At 45.0% G+C, this 13611-nt stretch carries 10 protein-coding genes; 7 read left to right on the top strand and 3 right to left on the bottom strand.

Annotation, left to right across the window (positions count from 1 at the left end; translation table 11 throughout):
• The first annotated feature begins 3 nt into the window (after nt 1-3).
• From F0251_RS17965 to F0251_RS17985, 5 genes are read left to right on the top strand one after another with little or no spacing between them, the layout of a single operon-like run.
• Entirely contained in the window at nt 4-1203 is a 1200-nt protein-coding gene (locus F0251_RS17965; RefSeq protein ID WP_171731510.1) for a beta-ketoacyl-[acyl-carrier-protein] synthase family protein, read from the top strand.
• Nucleotides 1196-1660, top strand: a complete 465-nt coding sequence (locus F0251_RS17970; protein WP_008218193.1) for a hotdog family protein — start codon at nt 1196-1198, stop codon at nt 1658-1660. Before F0251_RS17965 ends, F0251_RS17970 begins: the two co-directional genes overlap by 8 nt.
• Nucleotides 1657-2382 (top strand): 3-ketoacyl-ACP reductase FabG2, encoded by a 726-nt coding sequence (locus F0251_RS17975; protein WP_019824153.1) that lies wholly within the window; start codon nt 1657-1659, stop codon nt 2380-2382. Before F0251_RS17970 ends, F0251_RS17975 begins: the two co-directional genes overlap by 4 nt.
• Nucleotides 2379-3602, top strand: a complete 1224-nt coding sequence (locus tag F0251_RS17980) for a beta-ketoacyl-ACP synthase (RefSeq protein WP_102424522.1) — start codon at nt 2379-2381, stop codon at nt 3600-3602. The genes F0251_RS17975 and F0251_RS17980 overlap by 4 nt, the downstream gene beginning before the upstream one ends.
• An 8-nt stretch (nt 3603-3610) precedes the next feature.
• Entirely contained in the window at nt 3611-4075 is a 465-nt protein-coding gene (locus tag F0251_RS17985; RefSeq protein WP_171731511.1) for an Sbal_3080 family lipoprotein, read from the top strand.
• A gap of 89 nt (nt 4076-4164) precedes the next feature.
• Here F0251_RS17985 and gltX read toward each other — a convergent pair whose 3' ends face one another.
• The gene (gene gltX / locus F0251_RS17990; protein WP_008218185.1) at nt 4165-5592 is read right to left on the bottom strand and encodes a glutamate--tRNA ligase; all 1428 of its coding nucleotides are present in this window, start codon (nt 5590-5592) and stop codon (nt 4165-4167) included.
• A gap of 300 nt (nt 5593-5892) precedes the next feature.
• Here gltX and F0251_RS17995 point away from each other — a divergent pair, with 300 nt between their 5' ends.
• Both F0251_RS17995 and F0251_RS18000 read left to right on the top strand, forming a co-directional pair.
• Nucleotides 5893-8706, top strand: a complete 2814-nt coding sequence (locus F0251_RS17995; protein ID WP_116870170.1) for a heavy metal translocating P-type ATPase — start codon at nt 5893-5895, stop codon at nt 8704-8706.
• Nucleotides 8696-9136: a DUF411 domain-containing protein gene (locus tag F0251_RS18000; protein ID WP_171731512.1), complete on the top strand. Its 441-nt coding sequence runs from the start codon at nt 8696-8698 to the stop codon at nt 9134-9136. Before F0251_RS17995 ends, F0251_RS18000 begins: the two co-directional genes overlap by 11 nt.
• A 237-nt stretch (nt 9137-9373) precedes the next feature.
• Here the strand turns inward: F0251_RS18000 and F0251_RS18005 are convergent, their stop codons facing one another.
• Nucleotides 9374-10030, bottom strand: a complete 657-nt coding sequence (locus F0251_RS18005; RefSeq protein ID WP_171731513.1) for an oligogalacturonate-specific porin KdgM family protein — start codon at nt 10028-10030, stop codon at nt 9374-9376.
• Between the two features lie 532 nt (nt 10031-10562).
• Complete coding sequence (locus tag F0251_RS18010) at nt 10563-13217, bottom strand: beta-N-acetylhexosaminidase (RefSeq protein ID WP_171731514.1); 2655 nt, start codon at nt 13215-13217, stop codon at nt 10563-10565.
• Nucleotides 13218-13611 lie beyond the last annotated feature (394 nt).

The raw sequence follows: 13611 nt of genomic DNA on the forward strand, positions 1-13611 counted from the left end.
ACTATGCCTATTTATATCCAAGACTGTGGTTTCCACTCAGCGCTAGGCTCAAGTATTACTGACATTCATGACTGCCTAAAAGGCGAACGTGAACCAAACATGATTGAAGTGAGTGATATGCTGAACGACGGCAAACACACTGTCGTTGGCAAAATCGCAGGTGAGCTACCAGAGGTTCCGTCCACTCTCGCGAAGTATGCCACTCGCAACAATCAACTGGCGTTATCAGCTCTCAATCAAATCAAAGACTCTATTGAGAAAGCAAAGTCACAATTTGGCGCAGATAGAATTGCTGTAGTAATTGGCACCAGTACTTCGGGTATCTCAGACGGTGAAGCGGCATTTAAACAAAAACTGGCAAATGGTGCATTTCCAGAAGATTACCATTACTCAAAACAAGAGCTTGGTGACACTTCTGAGTTCGTTAGCCAATATTGCGCGTTAACGGGACCAAACTATGTCATCTCTACAGCTTGCTCATCCAGTGGCCGCGTATTTCTGACCGCCCAACGCTTGTTAGATTCAGGCATGGCTGATGCCGTGTTAGTGGGTGGTGTAGATACCCTATGTAAGTTGACGCTCAATGGTTTCCATGGCCTTGAAGCCCTTTCAACCAAACATTGTAAGCCATTTAGCGAATCTCGGGATGGCATCAATATTGGTGAAGCAGCCGCATTTATGTTGCTCAGTAAAACTAAGTTCAAGCGTGCTCATTCTACTCAAAGCACACCTCAAGTTGCCTTATTAGGCTGTGGTGATAGCTCTGATGCACACCATATTTCAGCGCCTCACCCTGAAGGAAATGGCGCTGAACAGGCAATGAAAAAAGCCTTACATTCTGCACAGTTAAACGTAGAAGACATCGGTTATATCAATGCACATGGTACCGCAACGCCACTCAATGACTCGATGGAAAGTAAAGCCATTCATCGTATTTTTGCAAACAAGGTTCCCGTAAGTTCTACCAAGCCATTAACCGGGCATACTCTAGGCGCAGCAAGTGCGATTGAGGCTGCAATTGCTTGGCATATTTTGAAATATGACTTATCGCTTCCCTTACAAAAATGTCAGGATAAAGCTGAAGATATTGAGATTGATTTGGTAAACTGTTCACAGAAACTTAAAGCAAAGAACATCTTAAGCAACTCGTTTGCTTTTGGTGGCAACAACATTAGCCTGATTTTTGGTGTAGTAAATGACTGATATCCCTTCTGTAGACCAACTTCTCCCTCACGATGATCCGATGATATTAATCGATCGTGCTATCAGCGTAGAGGCGTTGTCGATCCACTGTCAGGTCGATATCGGTGACCATAACCTGTTCTTTAATGCCGAATCTCAAACAGTACCAGCATATGTTGGCATCGAGTTTATGGCGCAGTCTGTAGCGGCATGGTCTGGATACCATGCTCTGAAAAGCGGCACCACTCCCCCTATCGGTTTCCTACTTGGATCTCGTCGCTATAAATCACTGTGTGATGAGTTTACTCAAGGTCAGACCCTTGATATCTATGCTGAACAACTGATGGAAGACAGTGGCATGGCCGTGTTTACCGCGAGAGTCGAAGACCAAGGCGAGTTAGTGGCTCAATGCCAACTCAATGTCTACGTGCCAACTGAACAAAAATTACAAGAAATGAAAACTAGGAGCCCATCATGACCCGTCAGGTTTTAGTCACTGGTGCCAGCAAAGGCATTGGTAAAGCGATCGCTATTCAACTCGCGAAAGACGGATTTGAAATCGCCGTTCATTACATGGGTGACAAACAGGGTGCTGAAGAGACTCTACAATCGATCACCGAGCAAGGTGGCGCTGGACGTCTTATCCAATTTGATATCAGCAACCGCAGCGAATGTCGTGAAAAGCTAGAGTCAGATATTGCTGAACATGGCGCTTACTACGGTGTGGTAAACAACGCAGGCATTACTCGCGACACTGCATTCCCTGCGATGACAGAAGAAGAGTGGGATGGCGTGATCCACACCAACCTAGACAGCTTCTACAACGTACTTCACCCTTGTGTTATGCCTATGGTTCAAAAGCGTAAAGGTGGCCGTATCGTCACTCTAGCGTCTGTATCAGGCATTATGGGTAACCGTGGGCAAACTAACTATGCAGCGGCAAAAGCGGGGGTGATTGGCGCAACTAAGTCTCTTGCTCTAGAGCTCGCAAAACGCAAGATCACGGTAAACTGTGTCGCTCCTGGCTTAATTGACACAGGTATGGTTGACGAGCACGTGAAAGATCATGCGCTTCCTCAAGTACCACTGCGCCGAATGGGTGAGCCGGAAGAAGTGGCAGGTCTAGTCAGCTACCTAATGTCGGATATTGCAGGCTACGTAACTCGCCAAGTGATTTCAGTAAATGGAGGCTTAGTATGACCCGCCGCGTTGTTGTAACTGGCATGTCTGGTGTTACTGCTTTTGGTAACGACTGGCTACAGATAGAGCCAAAGCTAAAAGCCTGTGAAAATGCGACTCAATATATGCCAAGCTTCGAGCAATATGACGGTCTCAACACTAAGCTTGCAGCGCCTATTGATGACTTCCAACTGCCTAAACACTATAAGCGTAAACAAGTACGTGGCATGGGCCGTGTATCACGCCTAGCAACGGTTGCTACTGAGAATGCATTGGAGCAAGCCGGCTTAATTGGTCACGATGTATTGACCAATGGTGAAACGGGTATCGCTTACGGCTCTTCAACCGGCAGTACTGATGCGGTTGGTGCGTTTGGTGTGATGCTGAATGAGAAGTCGACACGAGCAATCACAGCAACCACTTACGTTCAAATGATGCCGCACACAGCCGCGGTAAACGTAGGTCTATTCTTTGGTCTACGTGGTCGCGTGATTCCCACCAGCAGCGCATGTACTTCAGGAAGCCAAGCCATTGGCTACGCCTATGAAGCGATCAAGCATGGTTACCAAACCGTGATGGTTGCCGGTGGTGGTGAAGAACTATGCCCAACTGAGTCTGCCGTTTTCGATACCCTTTTCGCTACCAGTTTAAAAAACGACACACCCAAGAAATCGCCAAGCCCATACGACAGTGAGCGTGATGGCCTAGTGATTGGTGAAGGAGCAGGTACTCTGATACTTGAAGAGTACGAACATGCGGTTGCTCGCGGCGCAAAAATTTATGCCGAAATCATTGGTTTCGCTAGCAACTGCGATGCCGCCCACGTGACCCAACCTCAAATGGAAACCATGCAAATCTGTATGGAAAAAGCATTGAGAGACGCACAACTTCCAGCTGAAAAGATTGGCTATGTCTCGGCGCATGGCACTGCGACTGAAAAAGGTGACATTGCAGAGAGTAATGCAACAGCGAATATCTTTGGTGAAGTGCCAATTAGCTCTCTTAAGAGTTACTTTGGGCATACGCTTGGCGCATGTGGTGCGATTGAAGCATGGTTAAGCCTTGAGATGATGCACAGTGGTTGGTTCAGCCCAACCCTAAACCTAGAGAATGTCGATGAACAGTGCGGCAAGCTCGATTACATCACGGGCTCAGGTCGCGAACTGGATGTTGAATATCTAATGAGCAACAACTTTGCCTTCGGTGGTATCAACACCTCTATCATCTTTAAGAAAATCTAGGCTCGATAATGAAGAATGCATTAATCCTATTCGCCGTTGCGCTACTGGCTGGTTGTAGTGCTCCTAAATATTCAGGAAACGCACTGCCAGAAGCGAACAACATTAAAAACATCACCATCGTAGAAGACACCAAGACGCGCACTGTGTTTCTTGATTCGATGCTCGATTGGTGTTTGAACAATCAAGTTAAGTGTAAGGTTGTCGCAGACGGCTCTGAACACAAGCCTGAAGAAGTCACGCTAGATTACGTATCTCGTTGGAGCTGGGATTTGAGAACCTTTGTGGCAGACGCAAAGATCTCGGCTTATCAAGATCAACAGCGCGTTGGTAACGTAGAGTTTAAGGCGCCGAATAGCGGCAACTTTTCCAAGTTTGGTGACGATATGGAACGCATCAAAGCGATGATGGATATCTTGTTCGATAAGAAATCAGCCGCGCAAGCAACCCAAATGATTGCCGACGACCAGCTATAGCAAAGTTATTTAGACAATAAAATTTGAGACAAATAAAAAGGGTCAGTAACCAAGTTACTGACCCTTTTTTGAATCTAACAACTGCTCAATTAAGCGTTAGCTTCACGCTCTGCGATGAACTCAAGAGCCATCTTGATACGAGCGATTACGCGCTCTTTACCAACAAGCTCCATCACTGCATCAACAGAAGGAGACTGGCCACCGCCTGTTACTGCTACGCGAAGTGGCATTCCGATTTTACCCATGCCGATCTCTAGCTCTTCACATACTGCTGCAATCACACCGTCTTTGATGTTTGCCGTTGTGAACTCTTCAAGTGCTTCAACCTTAGCAAGCGCAAGCTCTAGTGGGCCTTTAGCAACACCACGTAGGTGCTTCTTAGCCGCGCCAGCTTCAAACTCAGAGAAATCTTCGTAGAAGTAACGAGACTGCTCAGCAAGTTCGATAAGCGTGTTACAACGCTCGCCAACTAGCTTGATCACTTCAGTGATCGCTGGGCCATTTGTTGTATCGATCTTCTGTGCGTCTAGGTGCCATTGTAGGTACTTTGCAACGTACTCAGGCTCAGAAGTCTTGATGTAGTGGTTGTTCAACCAAAGTAGCTTTTCAGTGTTGAATGCTGATGCAGACTTGCTGATTGCGTTCAGGCTGAAGAATTCAATCATCTCTTCTTGAGAGAAGATCTCTTGGTCACCGTGAGACCAACCTAAACGAACAAGATAGTTGTTTAGTGCGTTTGGTAGGTAACCTTCGTCGCGGTATTGCATTACTGATACAGCGCCGTGACGCTTAGACAGTTTCGCACCGTCATCACCTAGGATCATTGCACAGTGAGCGAAAGTTGGAACTGGCGCGCCTAGTGCTTCGTAGATGTTGATTTGACGAGGTGTGTTGTTGATGTGGTCTTCACCACGAACAACGTGTGTAATACCCATGTCCCAGTCATCCACTACAACTACGAAGTTGTAAGTAGGAGCACCGTCTGTACGACGAATGATTAGGTCATCAAGTTGGCTGTTAGAAATTTCGATGCGACCACGGATTTGGTCATCAAATACTACACTGCCTTCTTTAGGGTTGCGGAAACGGATAACGCACGCATCGCCTTCTTGTGCTGCTTCATTTGCTGCAATAATTTTAGGGTGGTTCGCATCGTAACGAGCCATCTCTTTGTTTGCTTCTTGCTCTGCACGAATTTCATCAAGCAGTTCTTTAGACGCGTAGCATTTGTATGCTTTGTCTTCAGCTAGAAGCTTATCAACCATTTCGTTGTAACGGTCAAAACGCTTAGATTGGTAGTAAGGACCTTCGTCCCATTCCATACCCATCCATTGCATGCCTTCTAGAATTGCATCAACCGCTTCTTGAGAGTTACGCTCAAGGTCTGTGTCTTCGATACGTAGAACGAATTCACCGCCTTGGTTTTTAGCGAATAGCCAAGAGTAAAGTGCAGTACGTGCACCACCAACGTGAAGATAGCCAGTTGGGCTAGGAGCAAAACGAGTTTTAACCGTCATTTAAATACCTTGATTATGTAGGTGATTCTTTTAGTGGAGCCTATTACAAGACCTGCAATAGTCAAACATCACTAAATTTTGGGCGCTATTTTATCACCACCGCTTAAATCTACAATCAGTAGTGAATGATTAATGCGCTGTTGTTGTACGAAAGCCGTTATTGAAAAGCCAATTACGCCCTTAAAGTCGTAAATAGATAGTCTTAGCCAGTAGATTATAGCCGCACATTCTTAATTTCCCTCTTCCATTCCAAACTGAAACCACCAGCTAGCACTCCACCAAGATCAAATTCTTGAATTTATGTTTGACCTTACCCTTACGGGAAGGTTTATGTTAGGCGTAGATGAGAATTGGAGTATCGATATGAACCACTACACAACGGCGCTCAACGGCCTAAATTGCATGGGTTGCGCGAAGAAAGTTCGCACACTGTTTAGCGATCTCGACAGCACGATGATTAATGACATATCGCCGACCTACATCGATATTTCGACTCCATTTAGTTACATTCAGCTCAACGAACAGTTAGCAACGCTTGGCTATTCTATGGGTAATCAGCTGTACCTTTCGCTATCCGGTCTGAGTTGCGGCAAGTGTGTGAGCAAACTGACTAAAGCGCTTGAACAAACTGAGCAAGCCTCAAACCTAGAAGTCAGTAAACAGGAATTATCACTGGTTACTCTGCTTTCTGAATCTGAGGTGATTAAGCTGGTCGAAAGCCTAGGTTATCACGCCGCTCCCTACTCTGAAGCAAATGAGCTCTCACCGAGTTCAGATTTAGAAGAAGATAAAAAATTAGATCCTACAGAAGCGACGCCAACTGACCCCGTTGCGAGTCAATACACTTACCACCTTGTCCTTGAAGGAATGACGTGTGCGAGCTGCGTTTCTTCAGTCGAAAAAGCACTGAAAAAAAACAAGTTCGTCGACCAAGCTCAGATCAACCTTGCCGAGCAAACAGCCTTGGTTTTCACCTCTAAAACACGTGACCTCATCGAAAACGAGCTCATCCAATCGGTTAAAACTGCAGGTTATGGTGCCGAGTTTGTTGATGATGCGGCAACACAACAACAAAAACAGCAAGAGCAACAACTTCGCACTCAACAGGCCTTCCTGAAAAACTCAGTAAGTGCGCTACTGCTTGGAGCTCCGCTGATGGCTTGGGGTGTATTCGGCGGCAGCATGACCATTACTACATTTAACGACCAACTGGCTTGGGGATTAATCGGTGTGGTTTGTTTAGTGCTGCTGGCCACCTCTGGACGCAGCTTCTTCACCAATGCTTGGCAATCTCTGATGCATAAACGTGCGACCATGGACACACTAGTTGCTTTGGGTACAGGCGCAGCATGGTTCTACTCAATGTTGGTTGTGCTGATTCCATCATGGTTTCCAGAAGCCTCTCGCCATGTCTACTTTGAAGCAAGCGCGATGATAATAGGCCTTATTTCTTTGGGTCACTACATCGAAGCCAAGGCCAAAGCACGCACTACGAAATCGCTACAAGCACTGATTAATTTACAGCCTCAAAAAGCGATGGTTATCGTCGATGGCAAAGAGCAAATCATTGCTGTAGAAGCTATCCAAGTGGGTATGCAGATACGTGTCAAACCGGGTGAGAAAGTACCGGTTGATGGCGTTGTGGTATCAGGTGAGTCTTACATCGATGAATCTATGCTAACTGGTGAGCCGCTTCCCAACGTAAAATCAGTTAATGATGGCGTTTCTGCAGGTACCATTAATGGTGATGGCAGCTTAATTATTGAAGCGACAGGAATTGGCTCAAGCACTATGTTGGCTCGCATTATCCAGATGGTTCGCCAAGCACAAAGCAGTAAACCTGCAATTGCGAAACTAGCCGATTCTATATCTGCCGTTTTCGTACCCGTTGTAGTCGCGATCGCTGCCATTGCCGCCTTAGTTTGGTTTTTTGTTGGCCCACAACCAAGTGCAAGTTACATGCTTGTGGTATCCACGACTGTGCTGATCATCGCTTGTCCGTGTGCCTTAGGCTTAGCCACTCCACTTTCTATTACTGTCGGTGTCGGAAAAGCTGCTGAGTTTGGTGTTCTAATCAAAGACGCCGATGTATTGCAGTCAGCGAGCAAAATTGATGCTGTGGTATTTGATAAAACGGGCACCCTAACCCAAGGTAAACCAAGCGTTCAACAGGCCTTTTACCCTAATCTAACGGAACGGGAATTACTGGCTTACGCTTATTCCGTGGAAGTAGGATCTGAGCACCCACTCGCCAAAGCTGTTTGCCAATATGCCGAGAACTTAGAAGTTTCAGCAATCCCACACAGCGACTTTGAAAACAGCCGCGGCCTTGGCGTACAAGCCAACATTATCGGAAAACACGTTCAAGTCGGTTCGCTGAAATACCTAACACAATTAGGCGTAAATACAGAAATTGGCACAGATTTCATCGAGCTTTGCCGTACACAAGCATGGACACCCATCTTCGTAGTCATCGACCAAAAACTGGAAGGCATATTAGGCATTTCAGACGCGTTAAAAATAGATAGCAAACAAGCTATTGCTCAACTAAAATCCGCCGGAATTCACACTGTGCTACTCACTGGTGACAACCACTCGGTTGCTCAAGCGATTGGCAAAAGCGTCGGTATCGATGAGGTTATCTCTGAAGTACTTCCAGAGCAGAAGGCGCAACATATTGTTCAGCTTCAACAACAATATAATAGTGTAGCCATGGTTGGAGACGGTATTAACGATGCACCAGCACTGGCTCAAGCCGATATAGGTATTGCCATGGGCAGTGGCAGTGATGTGGCGATCGAGAGTGCACAAATGACACTCCTCAACTCGTCGCCACTGTCTGTAAGCAACGCGATCGAGCTATCTCAAGCGACCGTAAGAAACATGAAGCAAAACCTGTTTGGGGCCTTCATCTACAACTCGCTTGGCATCCCTATTGCTGCCGGTGTGCTCTACCCGTTTTTTGGATTTCTGCTTAGCCCAGTAGTTGCAGGAGCTGCTATGGCGATGTCGTCAATTACTGTGGTAAGCAATGCCAACAGGCTGAGATTGTTCAAGCCCACTCATTCTAATATCAATAAAAACCATATTCATGAGGTTAACCATGATTCGTAAAGTTATGACTCTTACTGCACTCGCTGCAATTTCAGGACAGGCTTTAGCTACTGATGTTCTAAACCATAAATCTCCATATTGCGGCTGCTGCACAGAATGGACAGAGCACATGCGTGATGCTGGCTTCGATGTAACAGAGAAACTCCACGATGATATGAACCCAATCAAGCAAAAGCTAGGCGTAACACCTGAGCTAGCATCTTGTCACACAGCAGAGATTGACGGTTACGTATTTGAAGGGCATATCCCAGCAGAAGACGTGAAAGCCTTTTTAGAAAACCCACCACGTAATGCGATTGGTTTGGCGGTTCCGGGCATGCCAATGGGCTCACCGGGTATGGAATATGGCGATAAGAAAGACGAGTACTCTGTGTACGCGTTTAATGATAAGGGTCAGGTGTTTGAGTACCGTCACTATAAAGGTAACTAGAGTACCAATTCACCTACGGTAGAATTGAAAGCATAAAAATAGAGCCTAGTATCAAGCAAACCCAAGACTGTGGTTTGCTTACTAGGCTCTTTGCTTTTGGACAGTAAAGCAAATCTTGTCGCGGTACCAACCGGGCTGTTAGTACCGCTCAATCCCCTCGCTCATTCACGAAGGAAGTGCTTAGGCAAAAGTTATTTAGCGGATAATCTCATTGACTAAGCCACCAAATAAATCAGCTTAGAAGCCGTAAGAAGCACCGAATACGAATGCGTTGTTTTCGTTGTCAGCTTGGTTACGGTACTCAAAGTAAGGTTGAACGCCTTGACGAGTCCATGTAGCACGAAGCTCGTGGTCCATCTTATTGTCGCCCTCGTTAATTACATATACGTTGTTGTAGCTTACAGCTAATTCAGCATTTACTGCGTAGCCGATACGGTTATCAAAACGAGTTTGGTCGTCAGCATTGCTGTCTTCCATTGCGTGGTAACGAGTACGGTTGCTGATAGAAATACCGTTGTCGAAGTTGTAACCGATCTTAACTAGTGGACGGTACTGAACCGTTTCTCCGTTGTTTAGTAAGTGGTGGTAACCAGCAGCAACCCATAGGTTGTCATTAATGTTGTACATCTGCTCAACACCTAGGGTGATGTATGGAGAGTTACCTAGACCGCTATCTTGGATTGCGTCATTGTCGTACTTACCGAGAGAGATACCATCGAACTCTGTTAGTAGTGTTGTACCTGAATCAAACGTATGACCAGCTTCTAGAGTAGACGTAGCGCTTGGTTGGAAATCAGAGTGAAATTGAACGTTACCTGTAACGTAAGAAGAACCAGCAAAAGCACTAGAAGCGAAAGCAAGAGAAAGAGCACTTAGAGCGATAATTTTTTTCATAGTAAACTGCCTTAGTTTGATTTTTTCAGCGGCATATCTTCGGTACATCATTCACCTTCACCGCTTGAGTAATTGGTAGCCTCCCTGGCATGAAATCTATGTTGCTCGAATTAATTTGCGTTTCAAAATAAAAGAACCAACAGAGTGATCCTTCTCACTATCAAAAAAAACAAGATATTTAACACAATAAAATCAACAACTTAAAAATGTAAAAATTGGTAAAAAGCTAAAGAACAGAAAACATACAGATCGGGATCACGTTATTTCACGAAGAAAAATTAGATTTAGATAGTTGAATCACACCTGATTTAGAGTTTTTTACTGCGGACTTATTTTTTGAAGAGAATAATGAGAGGCTCGTCACTTTTGGGATTAAAGTCACCTTATGTGCATTGTTGACGATATAAACAAAGAAGATTTCTATATATTTCAGTTTTGGATATACACCTAATTCGCAGCAAACAAAAAGAGCTCCCGTTTTATCTTGAACAAGATAAATTTCGGGAGCCCTTTCACTAGTCGTGCTTATCGATTATTTAACTGAGGTCACTCGACTTACTTTCTCACCACTTTCAGAGATAGAGCGGATATACGTTTCACCAGAAACCGATGGACGTTGCTGCTCATCATACGTTAGCCAGTTTTCACCATCTGCTGAGTATTGAAGCTCTACACCTGGGAATTGAACATTCATCGCTAGCTTACCGTCAACAACCTTCGCACCCGGTACTGGTAGTCGGTAGTCAATGCCTGCTTTTTCTAGCTTAGCCAGCTCACGTTGACCTACGATATTCGCGAAGCGATTGAAGTCGCTGTTTAGCGCTTGCTTATTAACTAGGTTAGTTTCTTGAGAGTATTCAACGCCAACCTTGTAGTCGTTTTCCCAATCTGCTCTGTGCCATGCGCGCTCTGCAGCCGCTAGTACGCGAGGGAACACCATGTATTCATATTGCTCGTCAGTACGTACTGTTTCAGACCAAAGTTGAGCTGACAGACCGTAGAAAGGTTTCGCTTCAACCTCACCTTTACCAGTAAAACCATTACCATCACGATCTAGTGACGTTTCTGCGTTTTGTGGCATGTTTTCTGGTGCGAAGCCAAACATCTTACGAGTATCGGTTGCACGTGTTGCCCAGTAGTAACCGCGCTCTGCTGCGTCAACTTCGTATGGCATATCCATGTATACGTAGTCTGGGTTAGAAACAATTACGTCATAACCTTTTGCTGACCAGTCGTATACAGATGAAGTACCGCCCCAGTAAAGAACGTCCCAGAAGTTCACGCGAGTAGTTTCAGTCGCGAAACCAGCTTCACCTTCTTCAACGTACTTCAGACCATCTTGCCACGCTTGGAAGTGTGGAATGCCTTTATCTGCAACAATCTTTGATACTTCTTTAGCGAAGTAACCTGGTAGGTGACCAAAATCACTCACGGTACCATTAGCAATCAACGACTGACACTGTGGAGACTGTTGGAATGGCTTATCTTGCTTAGACAAATCGATGTTGCCTTTCCAAGCCACTTTATCTTCCGCATTGATGTCTTGTAGACCTGCACCCAACTTGATGTTTTTCGCTTCATCGCCGCCGAAGTGCCAAGTCGTTAGCGGGACGCCCGCTTCTTGGTGCATTGCCGCCACTTCAGAGATTACTTTATCTACGAAGTGAGTTGATGACTCCATACATGGGTTAATGAAGCTTTGCTTATCGTAGAACTGAACCGTGGTTACGTTCGATGTATCTTGTGGATCCATCAAGCGGTATTCGTTCGCTTCTGCTTCTTTGCCTTCCGCCATTAGGCGAGTGTAACGCGCTTCCATTGATACCACAGCTGAACGAGCGTGAGCTGGCATATCAATTTCAGGGATAACTTCGATACTGCGCGCTTTAGCGTAGCTTAGGATCTCGACGTAATCCGCTTTACTAAAGAAACCAGAGCCAAAGTTGTCTGTTGTTGGACCAGAACCTAGCTGAGGCAGTAAGCAGCTTTGTTCATCCAAATCAAAACAACGATTAGACCCTACATCCGTTAGCTCTGGTAAACCTGGGATTTCTAAACGCCAGCCTTCATCATCCGTTAAGTGAAGGTGCAGTTTATTCATCTTGTATGCCGCCATTTGATCTAGCGTTGCTAGGATGGCATCTTTTGAGTGGAAGTTTCGAGCAACGTCCACCATCACACCACGGTAATCAAAGCGCGGTGCATCTTTAATTGACAGTTGTGGTAATGATTCAGCGTTCTGACTATCTATTAGGCCAAAAATAGACTGAACTGCGTAAAAAGCACCCGTTTTATCAAACGCTTTAATCGCAATCCCCTCTTCCGAGATGCTTAGTTCATAAGCGCCAGATTTTGCTAAATCACCCGTAAACTGAGTAGGAACAACAGCGACACTTACAGGAAGGTCACCACTCACATCTACGTTTACCACATCTGCACGTTCTTCAATTGCAGCGAACTGATCAGCTTCGAATGCGTCTTTTGGTAAAGCAATACCACCAGCAATACTTACTGAACCTTCACCCGCTTCTACCGACATTGGTGTTGGCAATAGCGTTGTTGATACATCTTGAGTTGCTAGATCAGCATTCTTTTCAAAACGCGTCACCGCTGTCGCCATTACGTTGTTATCATCAGGCGTACGCTTAAGGTTATTACCCTCAAGGCCGGTTACGAACGATGCAACATCTTCTGTATTCAATGATGCAATCATCTTAGGTTCTGCGTTTGGCGCCGTCACGAATGCACCTGGCATAAAGTCAGTTTCAAACAGTTGCCAGTATTCACTCGTTAACGGAAGAACCACTTCTTCACCAGCCGCAAAGCCGTCAAATTTTTCAGTAGGCTCTAGCTTGTGAAGGTCACCAGTAACGCGAGTGATCTTAAATTGCTCATTATCAACATCTAAAATAAGACGAATACTGTGGAAGTAGATGCTCCAATCTTTAGAGTCAATCGCTTCACCGTCATTGGTTAGCGTCATGTTCACTTTATTACATGACGCCCATTCAGCACCTAGGTCCTGACAAGCCAAGCCTTCATTCGCACCATGGTTAGTTAGAATTTCGTACTGAACATCAAGATTGTCAGCCAGTGCATTCACTACTTTTTGTTCTGGTGCTTGCGTTACTGCACAACCTGTTAGGCCAGCCAATACCGCTACAGATAGTAAGTTTCTCTTCAACATCGTATTCACCCATAAATTAAAAATTGAGTAAGAAGCAAAATGGAGCGCTTCGAAAGTTAGATAAACTATATGGGCTTATTTTTTACCGTGAATTAAATCGAGCTAATAAAGTGATCGGCTTCAAATCTCAAAAATATTGATAAATTTAATTTAAATAAAATCATCAAGTTACAAGCAACGGCACTTCCGTCATTTTAATTTTGACGTAAAATTTGAGAAATGAATCACAATCTTTTTTACCGATTTCATAAAATCGTGTCATTGGTAGTCAGAAAGGATTTAGAGTTTCAGCGTATTGTTATATTTTTCGTACAAACAACGTGACATTGTTCTCAAAAAAAACCGTTAAAAAACTCCGTCAAAATCATTTTTAACGAGTTACGTCTTCCTCTAG

Source organism: Vibrio sp. 070316B (genome assembly GCF_013114115.1).
GTDB classification, from domain to species: Bacteria; Pseudomonadota; Gammaproteobacteria; order Enterobacterales; family Vibrionaceae; genus Vibrio; species Vibrio chagasii_B.

Excerpts from the sequence above, each read along its gene's own strand:
- F0251_RS17965 (WP_171731510.1), top strand. The coding sequence starts at position 4 with ATGCCTATTTATATCCAAGACTGTGGTTTCCACTCAGCGCTAGGCTCA.
- F0251_RS17970 (WP_008218193.1), top strand. The coding sequence starts at position 1,196 with ATGACTGATATCCCTTCTGTAGACCAACTTCTCCCTCACGATGATCCG.
- F0251_RS17975 (WP_019824153.1), top strand. The coding sequence starts at position 1,657 with ATGACCCGTCAGGTTTTAGTCACTGGTGCCAGCAAAGGCATTGGTAAA.
- F0251_RS17980 (WP_102424522.1), top strand. The coding sequence starts at position 2,379 with ATGACCCGCCGCGTTGTTGTAACTGGCATGTCTGGTGTTACTGCTTTT.
- F0251_RS17985 (WP_171731511.1), top strand. The coding sequence starts at position 3,611 with ATGAAGAATGCATTAATCCTATTCGCCGTTGCGCTACTGGCTGGTTGT.
- gltX (WP_008218185.1), bottom strand. The coding sequence starts at position 5,592 with ATGACGGTTAAAACTCGTTTTGCTCCTAGCCCAACTGGCTATCTTCAC.
- F0251_RS17995 (WP_116870170.1), top strand. The coding sequence starts at position 5,893 with ATGTTTGACCTTACCCTTACGGGAAGGTTTATGTTAGGCGTAGATGAG.
- F0251_RS18000 (WP_171731512.1), top strand. The coding sequence starts at position 8,696 with ATGATTCGTAAAGTTATGACTCTTACTGCACTCGCTGCAATTTCAGGA.
- F0251_RS18005 (WP_171731513.1), bottom strand. The coding sequence starts at position 10,030 with ATGAAAAAAATTATCGCTCTAAGTGCTCTTTCTCTTGCTTTCGCTTCT.
- F0251_RS18010 (WP_171731514.1), bottom strand. The coding sequence starts at position 13,217 with ATGTTGAAGAGAAACTTACTATCTGTAGCGGTATTGGCTGGCCTAACA.